The organism is Streptomyces sp. V2I9, from assembly GCF_030817475.1.
GTDB lineage: Bacteria > Actinomycetota > Actinomycetes > Streptomycetales > Streptomycetaceae > Streptomyces.
The window spans coordinates 6,034,052-6,055,316 of the sequence record NZ_JAUSZJ010000002.1 but is presented as its reverse complement, the minus strand read 5'-3'; the positions used below and the strand labels follow the sequence as shown (position 1 = coordinate 6,055,316).

At 68.8% G+C, this 21,265-nt stretch carries 19 protein-coding genes and 4 pseudogenes; 5 read left to right on the top strand and 18 right to left on the bottom strand.

What is annotated here, in order from left to right; genetic code table 11:
- Positions 1-4 precede the first annotated feature (4 nt).
- A pseudogene (locus QFZ71_RS26400) lies at positions 5-750 on the top strand (hypothetical protein).
- Between the two features lie 319 nt (positions 751-1,069).
- Positions 1,070-2,665, top strand: coding sequence for a CocE/NonD family hydrolase (locus QFZ71_RS26395; RefSeq protein WP_307670645.1), 1,596 nt, complete (start codon positions 1,070-1,072; stop codon positions 2,663-2,665).
- Between the two features lie 32 nt (positions 2,666-2,697).
- Here QFZ71_RS26395 and QFZ71_RS26390 read toward each other — a convergent pair whose 3' ends face one another.
- The 7 genes from QFZ71_RS26390 to QFZ71_RS26360 all read right to left on the bottom strand — a co-directional run bounded on the left by QFZ71_RS26390 (position 2,698) and on the right by QFZ71_RS26360 (position 7,146).
- Positions 2,698-3,585, bottom strand: coding sequence for an amino acid ABC transporter permease (locus QFZ71_RS26390; protein ID WP_307670644.1), 888 nt, complete (start codon positions 3,583-3,585; stop codon positions 2,698-2,700).
- Positions 3,582-4,226, bottom strand: coding sequence for an amino acid ABC transporter permease (locus QFZ71_RS26385; RefSeq protein ID WP_307670643.1), 645 nt, complete (start codon positions 4,224-4,226; stop codon positions 3,582-3,584). Before QFZ71_RS26385 ends, QFZ71_RS26390 begins: the two co-directional genes overlap by 4 nt.
- Before the next feature lie 14 nt (positions 4,227-4,240).
- Positions 4,241-5,170, bottom strand: coding sequence for a glutamate ABC transporter substrate-binding protein (locus QFZ71_RS26380; RefSeq protein ID WP_307670642.1), 930 nt, complete (start codon positions 5,168-5,170; stop codon positions 4,241-4,243).
- A gap of 11 nt (positions 5,171-5,181) precedes the next feature.
- Positions 5,182-5,925, bottom strand: a complete 744-nt coding sequence (locus QFZ71_RS26375) for an amino acid ABC transporter ATP-binding protein (protein ID WP_307670641.1) — start codon at positions 5,923-5,925, stop codon at positions 5,182-5,184.
- Between the two features lie 149 nt (positions 5,926-6,074).
- On the bottom strand, positions 6,075-6,515 hold the full coding sequence (locus QFZ71_RS26370; protein ID WP_307670640.1) for a DUF6278 family protein: 441 nt from the start codon (positions 6,513-6,515) through the stop codon (positions 6,075-6,077).
- A gap of 233 nt (positions 6,516-6,748) precedes the next feature.
- On the bottom strand, positions 6,749-6,886 hold the full coding sequence (locus QFZ71_RS26365; protein ID WP_307670639.1) for a hypothetical protein: 138 nt from the start codon (positions 6,884-6,886) through the stop codon (positions 6,749-6,751).
- A 131-nt stretch (positions 6,887-7,017) separates the two neighbouring features.
- Positions 7,018-7,146 carry a hypothetical protein gene (locus QFZ71_RS26360; RefSeq protein ID WP_373465157.1) on the bottom strand — a complete coding sequence of 43 codons (129 nt, stop codon included), beginning with the start codon at positions 7,144-7,146 and terminating at the stop codon, positions 7,018-7,020.
- Between the two features lie 60 nt (positions 7,147-7,206).
- On the opposite strand from QFZ71_RS26360, the gene QFZ71_RS26355 reads away from it, so the two are divergent.
- Entirely contained in the window at positions 7,207-7,608 is a 402-nt protein-coding gene (locus QFZ71_RS26355) for a hypothetical protein (protein ID WP_307670638.1), read from the top strand.
- A gap of 26 nt (positions 7,609-7,634) precedes the next feature.
- Here QFZ71_RS26355 and QFZ71_RS26350 read toward each other — a convergent pair.
- The 3 genes and pseudogenes from QFZ71_RS26350 to QFZ71_RS26340 form a co-directional block, all read right to left on the bottom strand.
- Positions 7,635-7,733: pseudogene (locus tag QFZ71_RS26350) on the bottom strand (IS5/IS1182 family transposase); the annotation flags it as partial.
- Between the two features lie 110 nt (positions 7,734-7,843).
- Entirely contained in the window at positions 7,844-9,547 is a 1,704-nt protein-coding gene (locus tag QFZ71_RS26345) for a serine/threonine-protein kinase (RefSeq protein ID WP_307670637.1), read from the bottom strand.
- Positions 9,547-11,196: a serine/threonine-protein kinase gene (locus tag QFZ71_RS26340; protein ID WP_307670636.1), complete on the bottom strand. Its 1,650-nt coding sequence runs from the start codon at positions 11,194-11,196 to the stop codon at positions 9,547-9,549. The genes QFZ71_RS26345 and QFZ71_RS26340 overlap by 1 nt, the downstream gene beginning before the upstream one ends.
- A 325-nt stretch (positions 11,197-11,521) precedes the next feature.
- Between QFZ71_RS26340 and QFZ71_RS26335 the strand changes: the two genes are divergently transcribed.
- Entirely contained in the window at positions 11,522-12,301 is a 780-nt protein-coding gene (locus QFZ71_RS26335) for an SDR family NAD(P)-dependent oxidoreductase (protein ID WP_307670635.1), read from the top strand.
- 84 nt (positions 12,302-12,385) lie between these two features.
- On the opposite strand, the gene QFZ71_RS26330 is transcribed toward QFZ71_RS26335, so the two are convergent.
- The 7 genes and pseudogenes from QFZ71_RS26330 to QFZ71_RS26300 form a co-directional block, all read right to left on the bottom strand.
- A complete protein-coding gene (locus QFZ71_RS26330) occupies positions 12,386-13,126 on the bottom strand; it encodes a Clp protease N-terminal domain-containing protein (protein WP_307670634.1) in 741 nt (246 codons plus the stop codon).
- An 86-nt stretch (positions 13,127-13,212) separates the two neighbouring features.
- On the bottom strand, positions 13,213-13,992 hold the full coding sequence (locus QFZ71_RS26325) for an exodeoxyribonuclease III (RefSeq protein WP_307670633.1): 780 nt from the start codon (positions 13,990-13,992) through the stop codon (positions 13,213-13,215).
- A 112-nt stretch (positions 13,993-14,104) separates the two neighbouring features.
- Positions 14,105-14,759, bottom strand: a pseudogene (locus tag QFZ71_RS26320) (MBL fold metallo-hydrolase).
- Positions 14,760-14,771: 12 nt separating this feature from the next.
- On the bottom strand, positions 14,772-16,055 hold the full coding sequence (locus QFZ71_RS26315) for an alpha/beta fold hydrolase (RefSeq protein ID WP_307670632.1): 1,284 nt from the start codon (positions 16,053-16,055) through the stop codon (positions 14,772-14,774).
- Between the two features lie 30 nt (positions 16,056-16,085).
- The gene (locus tag QFZ71_RS26310) at positions 16,086-17,279 is read right to left on the bottom strand and encodes a tyrosine recombinase XerC (RefSeq protein ID WP_307670631.1); all 1,194 of its coding nucleotides are present in this window, start codon (positions 17,277-17,279) and stop codon (positions 16,086-16,088) included.
- 990 nt (positions 17,280-18,269) lie between these two features.
- The gene (locus QFZ71_RS26305; protein ID WP_307670630.1) at positions 18,270-18,803 is read right to left on the bottom strand and encodes a gamma-glutamylcyclotransferase family protein; all 534 of its coding nucleotides are present in this window, start codon (positions 18,801-18,803) and stop codon (positions 18,270-18,272) included.
- A gap of 5 nt (positions 18,804-18,808) precedes the next feature.
- Entirely contained in the window at positions 18,809-19,357 is a 549-nt protein-coding gene (locus tag QFZ71_RS26300; RefSeq protein WP_307670629.1) for a GNAT family N-acetyltransferase, read from the bottom strand.
- Between the two features lie 427 nt (positions 19,358-19,784).
- Here QFZ71_RS26300 and QFZ71_RS26295 point away from each other — a divergent pair.
- Positions 19,785-20,613: pseudogene (locus tag QFZ71_RS26295) on the top strand (IS5 family transposase).
- On the opposite strand, the gene QFZ71_RS26290 reads toward QFZ71_RS26295, so the two are convergent.
- A complete protein-coding gene (locus QFZ71_RS26290; RefSeq protein WP_307670628.1) occupies positions 20,597-21,067 on the bottom strand; it encodes a hypothetical protein in 471 nt (156 codons plus the stop codon). The pseudogene QFZ71_RS26295 and the gene QFZ71_RS26290 overlap by 17 nt on opposite strands.
- Between the last annotated feature and the right edge of the window lie 198 nt (positions 21,068-21,265).

Genomic DNA, 21,265 nt, shown 5'->3' with positions numbered 1-21,265 from the left:
GCCCATGACGGATGACGTGCGCAACATCGTGCTGGGCGTGATGGCCACCGGGATCAGCGCCTCACTGGGATGGTTCGCCCGCACCTATCTCTGGCGGCGCGGACTCCGCCGCAAACAGACGTTCTTCGGGCTGCCGACCCATTCCGCATGCCTGCTCGTCGTCAACCGCTACGCCGGCGCCGAGGGCTCCGTGCACCCCGCCACGACGCCTTCGCCCTGCTCGAACTCTCCGCGCTCGTCAAGGACTGCGGGGCTCATGCGCAGATCGTCACCCATGACGCGGCGCAGCAAGGGTTCGGTGAGCGTACGGAGTTCTGCGTCGGCGGCCCGACGTCCAATCTGAGGATGGCCGCGCATCTGCGGACCCTGCTGCCCGGTGTGCACATCAACGTCGAACAGGAACCGGGCCCGGACCGGGTGGCGTTCCAGATCGGTTCGGAGCGCTACCGGATGGAGCCGGGGACCTCCGAGTACGTCCTGCTGGCCCGCCTGACGGGCAGTCAGGACGCGCGTCCGGTCTTCCTGTTCTGCGGCCAGCGGGCCATCACCAACCAGGCGGCCACCCGCTATGCCGCCCGCAACCACGAGCAGTTGCGCCGCAGGTACGGCACCCAGTCGTTCTGCCTGCTGCTGCGGGTCGTCAACTCCGGTGCGTACGGCCCCGATGTGGTCGAGCTGGTCGGCGACGTGACCCGCGAGGCCCAGGCCCCCGTACCGCGCACCCCGGCCTCTCACCGGGCAGGCGGCTGACGGGCGGCACCACCGCCGACGCGGTCGCGCCCGCCCGGCCGCCACCGTCGCGCCGGTCTCGCCGGTCTCGCCGGTCCCGCCGGTCTCGCCGATCTCGCCGATCTCGCCGATCTCGCCGATCTCGCCGATCTCGCCGATCTCGCCGATCTCGCCGATACCGAACGGCCGGGCCGAAAGGCCGGTGACGGCCGTTCCGCCCCCTCCCCCGCGCCGCATCCGGCCATCGTTACCTTCACGCAACCCGCCCGGTAGTTACCAGCGGTAAACAACCAAGGTTACCGTCGGGTCACTTTGCACTGACACGCATGAGGAGTGACCCGTGGTACGTCCGAAACCGGCACTGCGCACCACCGCTTCGATCACCACCGCCGCCGTCCTGCTCGTCGGGGCCGCGCTCGGCGCCGCCCCGGCCGCGACGGCCGCCCCTGCCGCCGCTCCCGCGAGCACCGCGGCCGGCGGCCTGACCTTCCACGACATCCCCGGATCGGGCGGCATCACGCTCAAGGGCAACGTCTTCACCCCCGCGGGAGCCGCCGCCGGGTCGAAGCACCCCCTCATCGTCTTCCCGACGAGCTGGGCGATGCCGCAGGTCGAGTATCTGGCACAGGCCCAGGAGCTCGCCGACTCCGGTTACGTCGTGGTCAGTTACACCTCACGCGGCTTCTGGCTCTCCGGCGGGGAGATCGAGGTCGCCGGACCGCCCGACGTCGCGGACGCCTCCGCCGTCATCGACTGGGCGCTGGAGCACACCTCCGCCGATCCCGACCGCGTCGGCATGGGCGGCGTCTCCTACGGCGCGGGCATCAGCCTGCTGGCCGCCGGGCACGACCCGCGCATCAAAGCGGTCGCCGCCCTCAGCGGCTGGGCCGATCTGATCGACTCGATCTACAGCGGTCGCACCCAGCACCTCCAGGCCGCCGCCCTGCTCGGCGGCGCGGGCCTGGTCACCGGCCGGCCGAGCGACGAACTCACGCGGACGCTCCAGGACTTCCTCGGGTCCCGTCTGGACAAGGAACCGGAGATGATCGCCTGGGGGAAGAAGCGCTCCCCCGCGACGTATCTGGACGCGATCAACGCGAACGGCGCGGCCGTCATGATGGGGAACGCCTGGGGCGACACGATCTTCCCGCCCAACCAGTACGCCTCGTTCTACGACAAGCTCACCGGGCCCAAGCGGCTGGAGTTCCGCCCCGGCGACCACGCCACCGCCGAACTGACCGGCCTGTTCGGGCTGCCCAACGACACCTGGACGAGCACCCGCCGCTGGTTCGACCGCTACCTCAAGGACGAACGCAACGGCATCGACACCGAACAGCCCGTCCAGCTCATGTCCCGTACGGGCCGGGGCTACGAGGGCTACCCGGACTGGAAATCGGTCGGCGCGGCGCAGAACCGCATCCCGCTGGACGGCTCCCAGAAGGTGTGGGCGAACGTCGATTCGGGCGCGAACGGCGGTATCACGCTGCTGTCCAACGCCCTCGACCAGTTCCTCAAGCTCCCGCCGACGGTCTCCGTGCCGCTGCTGCCGCGTACGTTCGCAAGCGTGTGGCAGTCGGAGCGGTACGCCACCGAGCAGCGCGTCCGGGGGACGTCCCGGCTGCACACCACGGTCACCGGCACGAAGCCGAGCGGCACCTTCGTCGCGTACCTCTACGACGTGGGGCCGCTCGGCGTCGGCAAGCTGGTGAGCAACGCTCCGTACACGTTCCACGGGCAGACGCCGGGCCGGCCGTTCCCCGTCGACCTGGAGCTGTACTCCACGGCCTACGACGTCCCGGCCGGTCACCGGCTCGCCCTGGTGATCGACACCGTCGATCCGCTGTACATCGAGCACAACCCGACCGGCGCGCAGCTGACCTTCTCCTCGCCCGGCACGGACCCGAGTCATCTCTCGGTCCCGCTGCGCGAGAAGTGATCACCGACTGCTGCCGGGCGGGCACTGCCCGGCTACTGCCCTCCCGGCAGCAGCGTTCCTGGTTCGGCCGGGTCCACCCCGGCCGCTCCGGTCTTCACGTTGCGCCGCTCCCGCTTGGCCACCCAGGTGGCGAACCAGGAAAGCAGCATGCACAACCCGATGTAGATCGGAGAGATCACCATCACGACGGGGATGAAGGGAAGATCGTAGTCGAGATTGGACGCGATGAGCTTCCCCGCGTGAAGAAATTCCTCATAGGTGATCAGATAGCCGAGCGAGGTGTCCTTGAGCGCGACCACCAACTGGCTGATGATGGTCGGCAGCATCGCGCGGACCGCCTGGGGCGCCAGGACGAACGTGGTGACCTGCGTCTTGCGCATGCCGAGCGCGTACGCCGCCTCGCCCTGGCCGCGGTCCACGGAGTTGATCCCGGTGCGGAACACCTCCGCGAGGACGGATCCGTTGTAGAGCGTGAGCCCGGCGACCAGGGCGGGCAGTGGCTGGACCTTCAGTGCCACGAAGATGAAGAAGATCATCACCAGCACGGGCATGGCCCGGAAGAACTCGACCAGCAGCGTGGAGATCCACCGCAGCACCCGGTGTTCGGAGAGCCGGCCGACCGCGAGGACCGCGCCGAGCGCGAGCGAGAGGACCGCCGCGTACGCGAACGCCTTGAGGGTGTTGCCGAGTCCGCGCAGCAGCAGTTCCTGAATGCCCTTGTACTCGAAGGGCGTCCACTTCTGCGCGGTGAACTGGTCGGTGTCGAAGAGGAGGTGGACGATCCAGCCGAAGAGCGCGGCGATCAGGACCGTCGCGGCGATCCCGTACAGCCGGTGGCGTCTGCGGGCCTCCGGTCCGGGGATGTCGTAGAGCGCGCTCGCCTCGGGCGCGGCCGGCCTGCGGTTGCGGGTCTTGGTCATCGTGCCACTCCCCAGCGCTTCTCCATCACGGTGAACAGCGCGCTGATGGTCAGGGTGATGATGAGGTAGCCGACGGCGATCCAGACGAAGGACCAGATGACGCTGTAACCCAGCTCGTTGAGCGTCTTGTAGGTGCCGAGGAGTTCGGTGACGCTGAACGCGCCGGCGATCGCGGAGTTCTTCGCCAGCGCGATCAAGGTGGAGCCGACCGGCGGGATCACCGACCGGAACGCCTGCGGCAGCACCACGGTGGCCAGCGTCTGGCCGAAGTTCATCCCGAGGCTGCGGGCGGCCTCGCCCTGGCCGGTGGGCACGGTGTTGATGCCGGAGCGCAGCACCTCGCAGATGAAGGCCGAGGTGTAGCAGCCGAGCGCGATGACGGCGAAGAGCTGGAACGGCAGGACGAGCCCGAAGCGGGGCAGTCCGAGCAGGACCGCGAAGAACAGCAGGGTCAGCGGGGTGTTGCGGAGCACGGTGACCCAGACCGTGCCCAGCACCCGGAGGGCGCCGACGGGCGCGACCCGGAAGGACGCCATCAGGAAGCCGAGGACGAGCGCCAGCAGCGAGGCGTACACGGTCAGTTCGACGGTGCCGAGGAAGCCCTTGCCGTAGAGGGAGAAGTTGTCTGTCAGTACATCCATGGGTGGCCGTCCCCTCAGGTCGCCGGGTAGCGGTCGATGGGCGGCGGGGCCGGGGCGGGCGCTCCGGAGAGCCCCAGCGTCGCTTCGTACGCCTTCTTCCAGTTGCCGTTCTTCTCGTTGGCCTCCAGCGCGTCGTTGAGCGCCTCGCGCAGGGCGTTGTCGGCGCGCGGGACGCCGATGCCGTACGGCTCCTCGGAGAAGGGCTTGCCGACGACCTTCATCTCGTCGGGCGCCTTGGCCGCGAAGCCCAGCAGGATCGCGTCGTCGGTGGTGACGGCGTCGACCTGGTAGGTGAGGAGGTTGTCGACGCAGATGGAGTACGTGTCGTAGGCGACGAGGGTCGCCCTGGGGTAGTCGGCGGCGATGCGCTGGTAGGGCGTGGAGCCGGCCGCCGAGCAGACGGTCCTGCCCGCCAGGTCCCGGGGCCCGTCGATGTCGTCCTCGTCCGTGCGCACCAGCAGGCCCTGGCCCGCCAGGTAGTAGGGGCCGGCGAAGCCGACGAGCTTCTTGCGCATGTCGTTGATGGTGTAGGTGCCGACGTAGTAGTCGATCTGGCCGTTCTGCAGGGCGGTCTCGCGGTTGGCGGAGGCGATCGTGCGGAAGCGGATCGACTTCGGTTCGAAGCCGAGCGAGGCCGCCATCATCCGGGCGATCTCGATGTCGAACCCGGTGTAGGCCCCGCTCGCCGGGTCCTTCTCCCCCAGGTACGGCTGGTCCTCCTTGGCCCCGACCGTGAGGTGGCCGCGCTTCTTCGCCCTGGTCCAGGTGCGGGAGTCGGGCAGGTCGAAGCCGGTGTCGACCCGGTAGACGGGCAGCGCCCCGGCCTTGGGCCCCTTGACGGGCGGGCTGCCGTCCTTGCCGCAGCCGGCGGCGAGCGCGGCGAGCAGGAGGCCGGTCACGAGGGCGGCGGCCCTCCTTGTACGCGTGTTCCTCGTACGCAGCATGGAAACCCCCCTCAGTGCTTGAGGATCTTGGACAGGAAGTCCTTGGCGCGGTCGCTCGACGGGGAGGTGAAGAAGTCCTCCGGAACGCGGTCCTCGACGACGCGGCCGTCGGCCATGAACACGACGCGGTTGGCGGCGGACCGGGCGAAGCCCATCTCGTGGGTGACGACGATCATCGTCATCCCGTCGCGGGCCAGCTGCTGCATGACCTCCAGGACCTCGTTGATCATCTCCGGGTCGAGCGCGGAGGTGGGCTCGTCGAAGAGGAGCGCCTTGGGGTCCATGGCCAGGGCGCGGGCGATGGCCACGCGCTGCTGCTGACCGCCGGAGAGCTGGGCGGGGAACTTGTCGGCGTGGGCGGCCAGGCCGACCCGCTCCAGCAGTTCGCGGGAGCGCCGGTCCGCCTCGTTCTTCTTACGTTTGCGGACCTTGACCTGGGCCAGCGAGACGTTGTCCAGCACGGTCCTGTGCGCGAAGAGGTTGAACGACTGGAAGACCATGCCGACTTCGGCGCGGAGCTGGGCCAGCCCCTTGCCCTCGGCGGGAAGAGGCCGGCCGTCGATGGTGATGCTGCCGGACTCGACCGTCTCCAGCCGGTTGATCGCCCGGCACAGGGTGGATTTCCCGGATCCGGAGGGGCCGATGACCACCACCACCTCCCCGCGGCCGACGGTGAGATTGATGTCCTGAAGTACGTGCAACTCCCCGAAGTGTTTGTTGACGTCCCTCAGTTCGATCAACGGATCGACGGCCATGCGCTGCCCTACCCACTTGTCGCTGTGTCGAGGTCAGCGCAAACTATCCATCCCGAAAAGGGACTTCGCACCCGACACGCGTAAATGGCGCAAAAGGCTGTTTATCTCTCTTGATGATGAACTCCGGGATCCGTGCCCGCTCCGGAAGGTCAGTTCTCGGCCGACTCCGCGTAGATCTGCGAGAGCTCCGGACTGCCGGACATGGCCCAGTCCAGCCCGGCGGCGACGACATCGATCTCCCGGCCGGACTCCAGCCGCACCACGGGCTGCCCGCTCGGCCAGACGTCCCACGCGGCGCCGGGGACGGTCCGCACGATCACCGTGCCGAGGTAGAGACCGGCGTCGTTGCCGAGCCAGGGCAGCTCCTCGGGGTCGTCGCGCCAGCGGGGCGACAACTGGTCGAGCGCGGCCAACGAAGCCGGGGCGTCGTCGAGTTCGAGTCCTTGCTGCCCCGCCCGGACGCGCAGCAGTTCACACTCGGCGAGCAGCTCGGCCACACCGTCGGGATCCGTCTCGACAGCGGCGACGAGCGCGCCTCCCTGCGTACCACCCTGACGCTTACGCCAGTTGTCCAAGAAGGGGATGTTCATACCACTAGGGTCGCATCCTGGCCCGGCTCCGCACCACAGGGCGCGCGGACCCCGCCGGAAGCCGGGGCCTTGCGCCGGAAACCGGTGAGGGTGCCGTCCGCGTCCGAGAAGGACGTCGGCGGCGCCGAGACAGCCAAGGACAAGGGCCCCCTCGGCGGCCGGACGTTCGTCGGAGGAGGTGCAGCAGCGCAGCACCTCACCGGTCGTGGTGTCGACTGCGGCGATGCGACCGGTCAGGCGAACGGGTTCGCGGTGCAGCCGCCGAGGTGTTCGATCTGCTGCTGGGCACGGTCGAAGTCAGGCTGGTTGTCCAGGTGGAGCAGGTCCCACACCGCGGGGCCCGCCACGTGGCGCAGGTCCAGGGTGACCATTCGGGGCGTTCCCTGCTGTCGGGGCGGGTCCCCGAGCAGCAACCGGTCGTGACGGTCGCCGTGTTGGTGATGCTCGGGGCAGGACGAACCAGGCCCGGGGAGGGGTGCTTCCGGCCGGTGGCCGGGGTGGCTCAGAGCTGAGCGAGGGCGGCGGTGGCCACCGGCAGGGCGACGCCCATGCGGGTGGCGAGCTGAGCGGCGGTGGCCGGTGTTCCGCGCTCGGCGTGGTGGCTGTCCGCGATGCGCCGGGCCGCGCTCAAAGAGCGTCTTGTCCTGGCAGGAGTATTCGGCAACGCAGTGCTGCCGTGGATGATTGCGGGGTGTTGGTCCAAGTGGAAGCGGTGGGGCAGGTCGCCGACGGGCGCGCGACGGTTCGGGTGCGCTCGGAGGCGGGTGCCGCCGTGGCCTTCTGGTGCGGCGGTCCGACGGGAGTGGGCCGCGAACATCATGTGGAGTGGGCTGTTGAAGAGGACATGTCCTGGGGCGGCAACACCCGACCGGCCACGTCCTTCTCGCCCGGGGTGGATGAGAAAGAAGGCGACCGGATCGTCTTTCGGGGGCGGCTGGGCCTGACGGGAGATGGCGGAGCCACGTTGGAAGTAGCCGGAACTCACCTCCTTTTCGACCTCGCCGACCCGCCGCCATCGACTGCTGCCGATGGAATGTGGGTGGAGATCAGCGTGGAGCGGAACAGCGTCAGCCTGTGGCCCTACCTGCTGTGATTCGCGGGAGCCAGCTGTGCGGCCGTTCAGCTGTCGCGCCAGTTGTGGGTTGATTCGCGGGTGAGTCCGCGGCGGTGCATGAGCCAGCCGAACGTCCGCTCGACGACCCAGCGGCGCGGGATCACGTCCTGCCTGTCGTGGGGCCCGGACCTGGTCCCGGGAAGACGTACGCGGCCTGAATCTCCTTTCGCGTCGTTCGGCCCGCATGGTTGCTCCGCGATCCCCCGGCAGCTCCTCATCCGGGCATGGCGGCGATCGCCGCCGCGGCGACCTTCTTGGCGTCCGACCGGCAGCGTGCCGGAGGGTGTTCGTCGCCGCCGAGGTCCACCCGCACCGAGAGGTTGCCGTCCAGGACCATCAGTGAGCAGTTGGTTCCGGGGTCTTCGGCAGGGTTGGTGAGGTCGCGCCAGTAGGCCGCGTCGCCGAAGCCGAGTGCCGGTTCGCGCTTGCCCTCCTCCTTCGCCCTCGTGTCGAAGATCTGGCGCTGGAAGAAGGTCCCGTTGTCCGTGGGGCCGGAGGAGCTGTTCGAGGTCCTCTTGATGTCCCATATGACGAAGGCGTGCGGCGATTCGTCGCGGTAGCTGACGCCGCCCTCCTCGTAACTTCCGTACCACGAGCAGGTATTGGATGCTCGGTCGCCGGATTCCTGGTAGCTGTCCGGGTTCTTGCTCAATCCCTTCAGCGGAAGGTTCTTCGCCGCCTCCGCGCAGAGCGGCACCTTCGTGTACGTATCCGGCTGCTGCTCGGCTCCCGTCGACGGATCGCCACCGTCCCCCGGATCGGCGGCCGGGGTCTTCTTGTCCCCGGCGGCGTCCGACGATGAGCTGTTCCGCCGGTCGGAGGGCTCCCCGCCCCCGGACGTCAGTGCGTACACCCCGACGCCCACACCGGCCAGGGCGAGCACTCCGGCCGCCACCGACGCCGCGATGACCTTGGTGCGCGGCCGGCCCGGTGGCGGTGCGGCAGAGGCGGGCCGTACCGCGGTCTGTGTGGGCGCCGAAGCCAGGGTGCTCGGGGACGCGGGAGCGGACACCACGGTGCGCTCGTGGCCGTTCAGCAGCCGGTCGATGCTCGCCCGCTGCTCTTCGAGCATGCGGTGCACGGCCGGGGGCCACGGCCGTACGGAGTGGGCGACGGGCCCGATGAGCTCCTGGAGTTGTGCCGGGCTGGGGCGGGCCGCCGGGTCCTTGACGAGGCAGGGCTCGATGATCCGCCGCAACTCGGCCGGCACGGACATCAGGTCGGGCTGCGTGTGGACGACGTTGTACAAGGACTGGGCCGTCGAAGCGCCCGCGAACGGGCTGAGTCCCGTGGCCGCGAAGACCAGCACGGAACCGAGCGAGAACACGTCGCTCGACGCGGTCGGTTCGCGGCCTTCGGCCTGCTCGGGCGACATGAACGGCGGCGAACCGATGACGAGGTCCGTCTGCGTCAGGGCCGTACCGCCGGCGCCGTCGACGACGCGGGCGATCCCGAAGTCGATGACCCGCGCACCGTCCTCGGCCAGCAGGACGTTCTCCGGTTTGAGGTCGCGGTGGACGAGACCCGCCCGGTGGATCGCCGTCAGCGCCGCCGCGAGACCGGCAGCGAGCCTTCGCACGTCCTGTGGGGGAAGTGCTCCGGCCGCCGACACCGCCGCGCCCAGCGACGGACCGGGGACGAAGGCCGAGGCGAGCCAGGGGGTGGCCGCGTCCGGGTCGGCGTCGAGGACCGCCGCGGTGAAGGCGCCGGACACCTTGCGGGAAGCGGCCACCTCCCGCCGGAACCGGGTACGGAAGCCGTCGTCGGCCGCGAGCCGGGCATGTACCTGCTTGACCGCGACGATCCGGCCGTCGGTCCCGGTACCGAGCAGCACCCTGCCCATGCCGCCGCGCCCGAGCTCGGCGTGGAGGCGGTAGGGGCCGGCCGAAGCGGGGGTGGAGGGGCTCAGAGGCTTCATCAGGACGTCACCGCGCTCAACGCGTCTCCCGTTACGTCGGTGGTCAGTTTCTCGCACGTGCCCGGCGGGTGGGCGCGGCCCGAGACGCTGGTGATCACGACGAGGTTGACGTCCCGTACGTACAGCAAACAGTTGTTTCTGTCGTCGTCGGTCACCCAGAGCGCTTCCTCGCCGAGTCCGATGTCCTCACGCCGGCCGTGGCCCGGGTAGAAGAAGCCCTCGTAGTACTTCTTCGCCTGCTCAGCCCCGGTGCCCTCCTCGGGGTGGGAACCGTAGCGCTTCCAGGACACATTGATCTCGTCGCCGCTCCGGGAATTCCAGGTGCACCAGCTCATCAACTCGTGCGCGTCGGGGTCGTGATGGGTCTGCTCCTTGGTCGGCCCCGTCGGAGCGTCGAACAGGGAAGGCACCCGTACCGGGCTGCTGCGCTTCGCGCAGTTCGGCAGGTCGGTCGGGTGCTTGTCCGGGACCTTCGACAGCGGCGTGGTCCCAGGGGTCGGGACATTCCAGGTCGTGTCCGGTGACGGCGTCCGTTCCGCGGCCGCGCGCGTGGGCTTCCCCTTCGGGTCCTCACCCTGTGGCAACAGCAACGCCGCCGCCGTCACGGCGGCCGCCACCAGAACGCCGCCGACGACGAGCCCGAGGGTTCGGCCACGCCGTGACGAGCCGTGCTCCGCGGCGGACCCGACGGCGGCGGGAGGGGCGAAGCCCGGCGGGGGCGGCTGGGTGCGCGGTGCCGGGGAGATGCTGGTGGTACGGTCCGGCAGGCTGACCAGCCTGTCGATCTCGGTCCGCTGCGCGGCGGTGATCCGGTGGACCTCCGCGGGCCAGGGGCGGGCCGTCGGAGCGACGGTACCGATCAGCGCCAACAGCTCTGCCGGGCTCGGGCGGTCCCCCTCCTCCTTGGACAGGCACGGGGCGATGATCTCGTGGAGTTCCGGCGGGAGCGCGCTCAGGTCGGGATCGGAGTGCGCGACCTTGTAGAGGATCCCGGGCACCGAGTCGGCGTGGAACGGCGGCAGTCCGGTGCAGGCCGTGAACAGGGTGGCACCGAGCGAGAAGACGTCACTCGCCGGTGTCGGCGCGCGCCCGTGCACCTGTTCCGGCGACATGAACGGCGGCGACCCCAGCACCGCACCGGCGTGGGTGAGCGCGGTCTGACCTTCGGCCGCCCGCGCGATACCGAAGTCGATGACCCGTACGCCGTCCTCGGCGAGCAGCACGTTCGACGGCTTGAGGTCGCGGTGGATCAGCCCGGCACGGTGGATGTCGGCCAGTGCCTGCGCCAGCCCCGCGGCCAGCTGCCGTACGGACGGGGCGGGCAGCGTCCGTACCGCCTCCAGCGCCTGGCTCAACGAGGGGCCCGGCACGAAGGCCGAGGCCAGCCAGGGGACGGGTGCCTCGGCATCGGCGTCGAGGACCGGCGCGGTGTAGGCACCGGACACTCTGCGCGATGCGGCCACCTCACGCCGGAACCGGGCGCGGAACCCGTCGTCATCAGCCAGATCGGCGTGCACCTGCTTGACGGCGACCAGCCGTCCGTCCGGCGAGACACCGAGAAGGACCCGGCCCATCCCGCCCTCGCCGAGCACAGCGACCGTCCTGAACGGTCCGGTCCCCTGCGGTTCCAGCAGTTCCGACATAGCCATGGCCGAACAGCACCCCCCAGTCGTAGATCAAGATAGTACGACCGCCCGATTCGCTCTGCGTACCCTCAGCCGCTCTGACGCCCCGGCAGGAGGTACCGCTCGGCACCGCCCTCGGCGTCGACGGGATGGCCCGCCTGGTGAACCGGTGACACCCGCGGCGATGGCTCAGGTGAACAGAACCGATGAGCCCGAATCCGTCGTGGCCCACCCCCTGCCGTCCCCCACTCCTCGTCCTTCCCTGTGCCCTTTGGAGATCCTGTCGGCGGACCGGTGGCATCGGCCTCCCCCGGCGGCCCCGAAACCGCAGGTGTCCTAAGGTTCGGACATGAGTACGCAGACGTATGTGTCGGGCCTGTTCTCGCTGGTCGGGCGGGTTGCCGTCGTGACGGGCGGGAGTTCCGGGATCGGACGGGGCATTGCCGGGGCGCTTGCGCGGGCCGGGGCGAGTGTGGTCGTCGTGGCTCGGCGAGAGGCCGAATTGAAGGCCACCGTCGAGGAGTTGGCCGCCGATGGGTGCCGGGCCGCCCGGGTGAGCGCCGATCTGGGCACGGGTGAAGGAGTGCGCGCCGCTGCCGACGGCGCGGTCGCCGCGTTCGGGGAGCCGGACATTCTCGTCAACTGCGCCGGCATCAACCTGCGGCCGCCCATGGGCGATCTCGGTGAGGACGTGTGGGACGCCACCATGGCCGTGAACCTGAAGGCCCCGTACCTGCTGGGTCAGCGGTTCGGGCCCGGCATGGCCGAGCGCGGGTACGGGCGGATCATCCACGTCAGCTCGCAGCAGGCGCACCGCGCCTTCGTGAACAGCGGGGCGTACGGGGTGTCCAAGGGCGGGCTGGAGTCGCTGGCCCGGTCGCAGGCGGAGGCGTGGTCGCCGCACGGTGTCACCGTGAACACCCTCGTGCCGGGGTTCGTGCTGACGCCGCTGAACGCGCGTCTCCAGGCGGACCCGGAGAAGGTGGAGTCGCTCGCCGCCCGGACCCTCGTCGGGCGCAACGGCCTCGCCGAGGACTTCGCGGGGGCCGCGGTGTTCCTGGCGGGCCGCTCCTCGGCGTACGTCACCGGCCAGTCCGTCTTCGTGGACGGCGGGTTCTCGGTGCACTGACGGCCGGTGCTCACGGGCGGCGGGTTCGACACGCCGCCGGCGGGGTGCCGAGCCCGCCGTCCGGGGCGGGAGATCTCCGGGCCGCTACTGCCCCGGGGTTCGGGCCGCCGCCTCGCTCACGGCCCGCTCCACCGCGGCGGACACGGCCTCCTTGTCCAGGCCGAGGCCGGTCAGTACGCCGGAGCCGTCCTCGAACTCCAGCAGGGCGAGCAGGATGTGCTCGGTGCCGATGTAGTTGTGGCCGAGCCGGAGCGCCTCGCGGAAGGTCAGTTCCAGGGCCTTGCGGGAGTCCGCGTCGTACGGGATGAGCTCGGGCGCCTCGTCCATGGCGGCGGGCAGCACGGCGGTCGCGGCCGTTCGCAGCGCGTCCGCGCTCACGCCCTGGCCGGTGAGCACACGCGCGGCGACGGCCTCGGGCTCGGCGAGGAGGCCGAGGATCAGGTGAGCGGGGACGATCTCGGCGTTCCGGGCCGCCCGGGCCTCGTTGTGGGAGGCGACCACCACGTTGCGGGCGCGCGGGGTGAAACGGTTGAAGCCCTCGTTGGGGTCCAGGTCCGACGCGCCCTCGCCCTTCTTGGGCACGAAGCGCTTCTGGGCCGCCTGGCGGGTGACCCCCATGCTGCGGCCGATGTCCGTCCAGGAGGCGCCGGAGCGGCGGGCCTGGTCCACGAAGTGGCCGATCAGGTGATCGGCCACGTCGCCGAGGTGGTCGGCGGCGAGCACCGCGCCGGAGAGCTGTTCCAGGGCGTCGTCGTTGGTCTTCTTGATGGCCTCGATCAAGTCGTCGAGGCGTACGGAAGGGCTGACGGGAAGAGGCTGCGACATGTGACAACCGTAGGTTGACACCCAGGGAGTGTCAACCTTGGGTTGTCGCATGGGCCCAGTCGTTCGCCCGCCTCCCCCGGCCCGGCTCAGAGGTCGAGGTCGACCACCACTGGAGCGTGGTCGGACGCGCCCTTGCCCTTGCGCTCCTCACGGTCCACGTAGCTGTCCTTGACGACCGCCGTGAAGAGCGGGTTGCCGTACGTCAGGTCGATCCGCATGCCCTTGTTCTTGGGGAACCGCAGCTCGCGGTAGTCCCAGAACGTGTAGGCGCGGTCGTACTTGAGGGGGCGCGGAACCACCTCGCCCAGCCCTTCCGCCTCCAGGGCGGCGAGGGCGGCCCGCTCGGCGGGCGTCACATGCGTGGCGCCCTCGAACAGGGCCGGGTCCCAGACGTCCTCGTCGGTGGGGGCCACATTGAAGTCACCCAGGACCGCGAACGGCAGGCTCCCCGCCGCGTCGGCGGCGACGGCCTTGCGCAGTGCCTCCAGCCAGCGCAGCTTGTACGCGTAATGCTCGTGCTCGACCTCGCGGCCGTTGGGCACGTACACCGACCACAGGCGCAGCGGTCCGCAGGTCGCCGAGATCGCGCGGGGCTCCTGGACGCCGTCGTAGTCCGGGCCGCCGGGCAGGCCGGTGACCACATCGGTGAGGCCGACGCGCGAGAGCAGCGCGACCCCGTTCCACCGGCCCGTGGCGTTGACCGCGGACTCGTACCCCAGCTCGCGCAGGGCTTCGGCGGGGAACTGCTCGGCCGTGCACTTGGTCTCCTGGATGCACAGCACATCGGTGCCGCTGCTCTCCAGCCAGGCCAGCAGCCTCGGCAGCCGGGCGGTGATCGAATTGACGTTCCAGGTGGCGATGCGCATGCCCACCAACCTAGCCGCTCGCACTGACAGGCGGCGAAAGCCCGGTGACGGACGGCGGGCCGGGGCGGGCCGTGCCGGGAGCGGGGCGAAGGCGGGGCGGACGCCCCGGCCCTCACAGCTCGGTGATGCCGCCCGGGGCCAGCCGGCCGTGGTCCGCGCCGCCCAGCGCCCCGATCTGATGGTCGTAGATCGGCCGTGCCAGATCGGTCAGCAAGGCATCGTGGACGTCGATCGCGCGGCGCGGCTTCACCTCGCGTACGTAGTCGATGACCTCGGAGATCTTGCTCCAGGGGGCCATCAACCGGCAGCAGGAGCGTATCCACGGGGCGCTCGGGAACGGTGAGTGCGTCGCCGGGGTGGAAGACCGAACCGTCCACCAGGAAGCCGATGTTGGTGATCCTCGGGATGTCCGGGTGGATCACCGCGTGCAGCTCCCCGTGCACGGTGACGTCGAAGCCTGCGGCGGAGAACGCGTCCCCGTCGCCCACGGTGTGCACCCGCCCCGGAAACGCGGCCGAGAGCTGCTCCGCCACGCTGCGCAGCGTCCAGATCTCGGCCGCCGGGTTCGCCTCCAGGCCCGCCCGCAGCCGCGCCTCGTCGAAGTGGTCCGGGTGCTCGTGCGTGACCAGCATGATGTCCGCGCCGAGCGCCGCGTCGTCCTCGGAGAAGCCTCCCGGGTCGATGACCAGGACCCGCCCCTCCTTCTCGATCCGGACGCAGGAGTGGGTCTTCTTGGTGAGGGTGAGTGCCCCGGACGATGCGTTCATGGCTCCATCCTGCTACGCGGGGGGTGTGGTTTCCTCCTGGATCACCTTTCCCGCGACGGCGAACGCGGCCCCGGCGGCCGGGAGGCCGCAGTAGACGGCGGTCTGGAGGAGGACTTCCTTGATCTCGGCGGGCGTCAGTCCGTTGCGCAGGGCGGCGCGGGTGTGCGCGGCCAGGCCCTCCAGGTGGCCGGAGGCGACCAGAGCGGTGAGCGTGATGCAGCTGCGGGTGCGACGGTCGAGGCCGTCCCGGCTCCACACCTCGCCCCAGGCGTACCGGGTGACCAGCTCCTGGAAGTCCTCGGTGAAGGCGTCCGCCGTGGCGTTCACCGCGTCCACATGGGAGTCCCCCAGCACTTCCCGGCGTACCCGCGTGCCCTGCTCGTACCGGTCGTCGGGCGTCGGTACGGCGGCGGGCGCGGCGGCCGACGCGATCTCGGCCACCGGGGCGAACGGGGTGGCCGGGACGGCGGGGCCGGGGGCGTGGGGCAGGACCGGGATCGCGGCCGAGGTGTCCTGCTGCCAGCCGGTGGAGAAGTGCGTCAGCAGCAGGTCGCTGACGGCGGCGGGCTGCTCGACGGGGGCGAGGTGGGAGGCGCCGGGGACGAGCGCCAGGCGGGCGTCCGGTATCCCGGCGACCAGCGTGCGGGCCTCGGCGGGGCCGGTGACCTGGTCCTCCGCTCCGACCAGCACCAGCGTGGGGACGCCGATCCGGCCCAGCGCACCGCGGATGTCGAACGCGGCGAGCGCCTCGCAGGCGGCGATGTAGCAGCCGGGATCGGTGGTCCGGACCATCTGTACGGCCCACTCGACGATGGCGGGCTGGGCGGCGGCGAAGCCGGGGGTGAACCAGTGCTCCGGGGCGGTGCGGGCCATCGGCTCCAGGCCGTTGGTACGGACGATCACGCCCCGCCGGCGGAACTCGTCGGCCGTGCCGAACCGGGGCGAGGACGCGACCAGCGCCAGCGAGGCGATCCGGTGCGGGTGGCGCAGCGCCAGGTCCGCGCCGACCGCCCCGCCGATCGAGCAGCCGGCGTAGCCGAACCGCTGGACGCCGAGCCCGTCCAGCGTCGCCAGCAGCCGGTCCGCGAGGTCGGCGACGGAGGCGGCGGCGTGGGCGGGCGCGCCGCCGTGGCCGGGCAGGTCGTAGCGGAAGACCCGCCAGTGCTGCGACAGCTCGGGAATCTGGCGGTCCCACATGTGCCATGTAGTACCGAGGCTAGGACCGAGCACCAACCAAGGTGCGTCCTCTGGCCCATCTACCTGGTACTTCATCGCTTGCGGCTGCGTCTCACTCATAGGTCTTAACCTCTCATCTCTCACAATCACTCACGACTCTGCGGTATGTCCTCCGCCAGACCCGTGCAGCCCTCCCCACACTGTGGCGGCTCCGCGAAGATCCTCCACACCCGGCTTGACGTACCATTTCTTGGTGGTGCGGACGTTCGTGTGCCCCGCCCACCTAGCCAGCAGATGGTCGGGCACCCCCATGTTGGCGAGATATGTGAAGCAGGTCGCTCGCGCGTCGTAGAGGCGCACCCGACGCAGACCCAGCAGGGCCATGATTCGGTACGCCCGTCGACGGAGTTGCTTGATGTTCCGAACCTCCCCTACCTCGTCCACCAGCACGTAGCCAGAGTCACGGTAGTCGGGCCCGAGGGCCAGCTCTTCCGTGGCCTGGAGGGACTTGAACGACCGGAGCGCACCCCAAACCGGAGCTGGTAGGGGAAGCTCCCGCTCTCCAGCCATCGACTTTGTATCTTTCTCAACCACCGTCCGGTTGCCCATCATCGTGCGCGTATTAGCAATGCGAATAGTGCCGGACTCCAAGTCGACATCTTCCCAACGAAGTCCGCAGACTTCCGCCGGGCGAAGCCCCATAAGAGAAAGCAAGAGCGGGGCGTAAAACCTATCCGCTTGAATTCCCCGCACGAATACATGAACCTCTGCAACATCCCAAGGCTTCAGCTCCTCCTTATTCTTCCGCTCTTCTTTTCGCGCCCGACGCGGAATTGAAAGATTTTGAGCCACGTTCATGGACACCAGCCGCTTGGTCACTGCGCGATTCAAACACTCTTTAAGCCGCGCTAGACTCATGTCAACTGTCGTCACCGCAAGCGGCGCCCCTGCCCCCTTTCCGCGAACACGACCATACTTCAGGGTCCATTTCACCCAATTTTCCACATCCTCTTCAGTGAGCTCCTGAAGCAGGATCCCCTCAAGCTTTCCTCGAACCCGATCCAGGGTGATTCGATAGTTGTAGATCGTGGTCACTTCGAGGTCCTCCGCCTTCTTTTCCAACCATTGGTCAATCCAATCACCGACCGTCAGTCGACTAGGTTGAACGAATGTGCCCGAACCTCGTTCGCTTTCAATTCGAAGCAGCTCCGCTTTGGCCTCTCGAAGCGTGTTTCGCGTAACCGTTAGCTGCTTACGCTTACCACCCTCCCCTCGCCCGATATCGATAACGAATCGGTATCTCACCTTCCCTGAACCGAGTGTAATCTTCTTAATATCGGCCATTTTCCCTTGTCCTCCTAGTCAGCCCCGCAGGGATGGAAATACGATCAGAGGCGTCATTGCGATACGTCCACAACGAGCACCAACTAATATCCTCCCGCTGCATTGGCGGCTCGCCCTATATGGACGCGCGAAAGGCTACGTCGCCAAGCGTTGGCTCATCCCTTGCCCCAATGGTGGTCGCGATCGCCGGTTTGGCTAACCGGCGAACATGGTCTATGTTGCGCGCCGCATCACGAATCCGACGTCTGCTTGTGCTGGCCGATTTCGAGGCCGCGCAGGGCTCTCGGTCCACCTCCCGCGGCGACCGCCAGCAGGCTGTCTCCGTGAGCCGGTCGAGATGACGCGTAGCGCGGCGTTGGGGAATCCTGAGGGTCCGCGCCTTGCCGTGTTGTGGCTTCGGGATGCGTCGCAACGAACGTGAGGACAACACGATCAGCGCGGCGTCCGCGTTGCAGGAGGTCCTCACCGAACAGGCCGGCCGCGCAGGCACGGACGCAGAGCCTGGTGGAGACGACGAGGTAATCACCCGCCGCTCGGCCGACCCAAGCGTTCAATCCGCCGAGGGCAAAGAGCGCGGGTGAAGTGAAGCGGGCGTATCGGATAGAAGGTTCGGACAGATATGCCTCCCAAGTACGGGCCATCGCAACACAGCGACCCTCCCGGCCAGGCTGTGGAGCCTTTCGCTTCGCCGCCTAACCCAGGTGTCTAGGCTGGCATCTTCCGGGACGTTGTACGTTGGCATGATCCCGGCAGAGGTATCCAGTCCTTGGGGATTCTTTCCTGTCCGCCGTGAGCGAATGCCCGTGATTAGGCACCGCGTAATCGTTCGTCTCGACCTTGGTGAAGCGAAAAGCCGTTCACAGGCACCTTGAACCCGGCGCATGCCTTCGCCGACCGAAAGCGTAGGCGGCCCCCGGGTGACCCGGGGGCCGCCTACGGACAAGTCGTCGCGCTGCCGCACGGACAGCTGTCAGCTACCGCTGGTCTAATTCATGCTCCATTTTCGTCGCGCTCGGGCGCAGTCCGCCCGGTTCGTTGGCCGGCTCCGGCGATCAGCCCCGGGGCAATCCGCGCACACCGCGCGGCGTACTCGCCAAGATGACGGGCACGGAACTGCTCAGCATCCCAGTCCTCCTCCAGTACCTCGCCGTCCGGCCAGACATAGGCGAGTCCTCGCTCGCCGGAGGTCAGCGTCACCTCGCGCAGGTCGTAGCGGTCGTCCTCGAAGGCGTCGAGAATCGTCCACTCCCTCCGGCTGAGGTCGGTGAAAAGTACGCCGGGCGCCGCGGAGCCGTGCGCCGCTACGAGCCCCGGGCAGACCCGGCCCTCCAGGGACGCCGCGCGCCAGCCGGGCGCGCTAGCCGACACCTTCTGTGACACCCGGCCGACCAGCGCTTCGAGGACGGCATCGAACTGGAGCGTCCCGTACGCGAACAAGATCGCAGCATCCGGCGCAATTCGGTCACCACGACCGGAAGCCGCCGCGATTGGGGAGGACTGGGCGGGTATCTGGTACATGACCATTCCGGTCATCGTGAGCTAGGCAGGTACATGGCGTTGTAGATCGGTGACTCTGGGGCGTGCCTGATCTCCCCCATCACCGTGTACCCCCATCGCAGATAGGCGTCATGCGCTGGCTGATTGTCGATGATGCAGGTCAGGGTGGTGGCGCTCTCCGCGCGTCCCGAGATCACGGTGTCATGGATCTTTCTGCCGAGGCCCTGGTTCTGGTGCTCGGGGAGGACCATCAGCTCACGGAGCCAGAAGACCTGCCGGATGTCCGCGAGGGTCTGGAGCTGCATCGGCCTCCGGGTGCCGAGGGAGATCCACCACGGCTTGTCGACGGGCAGCGTGGCGCCGTGCACGTATCCGATGATCTGCCCGCCCCTGCACGCGGTCACGGTCTCGAAGCCATCGCTATCGAAAGCCGTCTCTAGTCGTTCCCGGAAGGAGGCGACGGAGAAGAACGGATCGCCGGTGTACGGGGGCTTGTCGTACACCCTTGCGTACACCTCGACCATCTCGTCGGCGACAACCTTGACTGACGCCCAATCGTATCGCTGGTACTCCACATCCACTGGCTACATCTCTCCTTTTACCGAATCATGCGACAACCGCGCGGATCTCTTCGAGCAGGTCCCCTACCCCACGGGCACGGTATCGAGGAGCCAGTCCATCGTGGACGACCTTCAGTTGCTGGACTGCCCGAGCGGAAGACAGACCCGCCGTCCGGATCAGACCGATGGCCTTCCTCGCGGCATCGACGCTGTGCTCAATGTCCCCTGCGCCGATGGCCGCAGTCGCGAGCCGACCCAAGCACATGCCTCTGTTCCGCGAGTGCGCCACGTCCTGCAGCTTCTCCGATTGCGCCAGGAGCCTCTGAGCGCGTGCGGTCTGGCCGAGGTCGAGCCGGCACATCCCTTCCAGGCACACCAATTCGGCCTGGTTAACAACGGCTAACACAATGAGGTGCATAGGCCGTGGTGGCCGTGTCCGCGTCAGGAGTTGGGCGTTGTTCGGGCATGGGGACTTCGCCGTGGATCGTGTCGGATGACCTGTGGGAGCGGATAGAGCCGCTGCTGCCGCGCAAGGAACGCCGGTTTCGGCACCCGGGACGGAGGCCGCTGCCGGATCGGCAGGTGTTGTGCGGCATCCTCTTCGTGCTGCACACCGGCATCCAATGGGAGTTCCTGCCGCAGGAGTTGGGCTTCGGCTCGGGCATGACCTGCTGGCGGCGACTACGGGACTGGAACGAGGCCGGCGTCTGGCAGCAGCTGCACGAAGTGCTGCTGGCCGAGCTCAACGCGGCGGCCCGCCTCGACTGGTCGCGTGCAGTGGTCGACTCCAGCCACGTGCGCGCCATAAAAGGGGGAGTCAGACGGGACCGAGTCCGGTCGACCGTGGCCGAACCGGATCGAAACACCACCTGATCACCGACGGAAACGGCACACCGCCCGCCGTAATCCTCACGGGCGGCAACCGCAACGACGTCACCCAGCTCATGCCCCTCATCGACGCCATCCCACCCATCAGAGGCAGGATCGGACACCCGCGACGCAAGCCGGACTCACTCTTCGCCGACCGCGGATACGACCACGACATCTACCGCGAACAGGTCCGCCAACGCCGCATCGTCCCGGCCATCGCCCGCCGCGGCACCCTCCACGGCACCGGGCTGGGAAGCTACCGCTGGGTAGTCGAGCGCAGTTTCGCCTGGCTCCACGGCTTCAAACGCCTCCGCATCCGCTGGGAACGACGAGCAGACATACACGAGGCCTTCCTCAAGCTCGCCTGCTGCTGCATCACCCACCGACAGATCAGCTCATTGTGTTAGCCGCTATAAGGAACGTCGTCCAATCAGGGTCGCGGTCGTCCGTCCCGAGTTCCCATTCCTTCCAGGCCCGCTTGATCGCGGACTCGCAGTTGAAAGCGTCGCCGACCCGGGCGTGCCCTTGGGCCTCACGGATCGCCAAGAGTGCCGTGACACGCGTGGGCGCGCTCCACATACTCGCGTGTGTCTGCGCGAGCCGGGCAAAGCGGATGGCCTCACGCCCCTTGTTCAGGTCCACGGCCTGGCGGGCCATGTTGCTCAGCGTCCGACTGGAGAGCACATCGTCGCCGGTCAGCATCGCAGCGTTCAGTGTCTCGGAGAAGTACTGCCGAGCCTTGGCGTGGTGCCCGGCGTCGTAGGAGAACCGGCCGAGACTGGTGGTGAACTTGCCTGCCAGAGCATGTAATTGCTGGCCGAGCTGCTCGTCGTAGATTCCGCGGTCGATCATGTGGTGCACCCACAGCAGGTGAGCGCGCGTCGGCCGCCAGAGCCTGTTTCCTCCGAATTGCTGGTCCTGTGCGTCTCCGCTCCGCATCCCGGCGGACGCGCTCAGTCTCCAGCTTGATCATCAATAGGCGGTGGCGCTCGCGGGCCCGTGCCTCGGCGGCGTCCGCCTCAATCTTGCGGAGGTGTTGTTCTTCCTTCTTCCGGGCTT

Coding starts and splice junctions, on each gene's coding strand:
- QFZ71_RS26335 (WP_307670635.1), top strand. CDS start 11,522: ATGAGTACGCAGACGTATGTGTCGGGCCTGTTCTCGCTGGTCGGGCGG.
- QFZ71_RS26365 (WP_307670639.1), bottom strand. CDS start 6,886: ATGGTCACCCTGGACCTGCGCCACGTGGCGGGCCCCGCGGTGTGGGAC.
- QFZ71_RS26390 (WP_307670644.1), bottom strand. CDS start 3,585: ATGACCAAGACCCGCAACCGCAGGCCGGCCGCGCCCGAGGCGAGCGCG.
- QFZ71_RS26310 (WP_307670631.1), bottom strand. CDS start 17,279: ATGGCCGATATTAAGAAGATTACACTCGGTTCAGGGAAGGTGAGATAC.
- QFZ71_RS26305 (WP_307670630.1), bottom strand. CDS start 18,803: ATGGTCATGTACCAGATACCCGCCCAGTCCTCCCCAATCGCGGCGGCT.
- QFZ71_RS26385 (WP_307670643.1), bottom strand. CDS start 4,226: ATGGATGTACTGACAGACAACTTCTCCCTCTACGGCAAGGGCTTCCTC.
- QFZ71_RS26380 (WP_307670642.1), bottom strand. CDS start 5,170: ATGCTGCGTACGAGGAACACGCGTACAAGGAGGGCCGCCGCCCTCGTG.
- QFZ71_RS26375 (WP_307670641.1), bottom strand. CDS start 5,925: ATGGCCGTCGATCCGTTGATCGAACTGAGGGACGTCAACAAACACTTC.
- QFZ71_RS26315 (WP_307670632.1), bottom strand. CDS start 16,055: ATGAGTGAGACGCAGCCGCAAGCGATGAAGTACCAGGTAGATGGGCCA.
- QFZ71_RS26340 (WP_307670636.1), bottom strand. CDS start 11,196: ATGGCTATGTCGGAACTGCTGGAACCGCAGGGGACCGGACCGTTCAGG.
- QFZ71_RS26345 (WP_307670637.1), bottom strand. CDS start 9,547: ATGAAGCCTCTGAGCCCCTCCACCCCCGCTTCGGCCGGCCCCTACCGC.
- QFZ71_RS26325 (WP_307670633.1), bottom strand. CDS start 13,992: ATGCGCATCGCCACCTGGAACGTCAATTCGATCACCGCCCGGCTGCCG.
- QFZ71_RS26370 (WP_307670640.1), bottom strand. CDS start 6,515: ATGAACATCCCCTTCTTGGACAACTGGCGTAAGCGTCAGGGTGGTACG.
- QFZ71_RS26330 (WP_307670634.1), bottom strand. CDS start 13,126: ATGTCGCAGCCTCTTCCCGTCAGCCCTTCCGTACGCCTCGACGACTTG.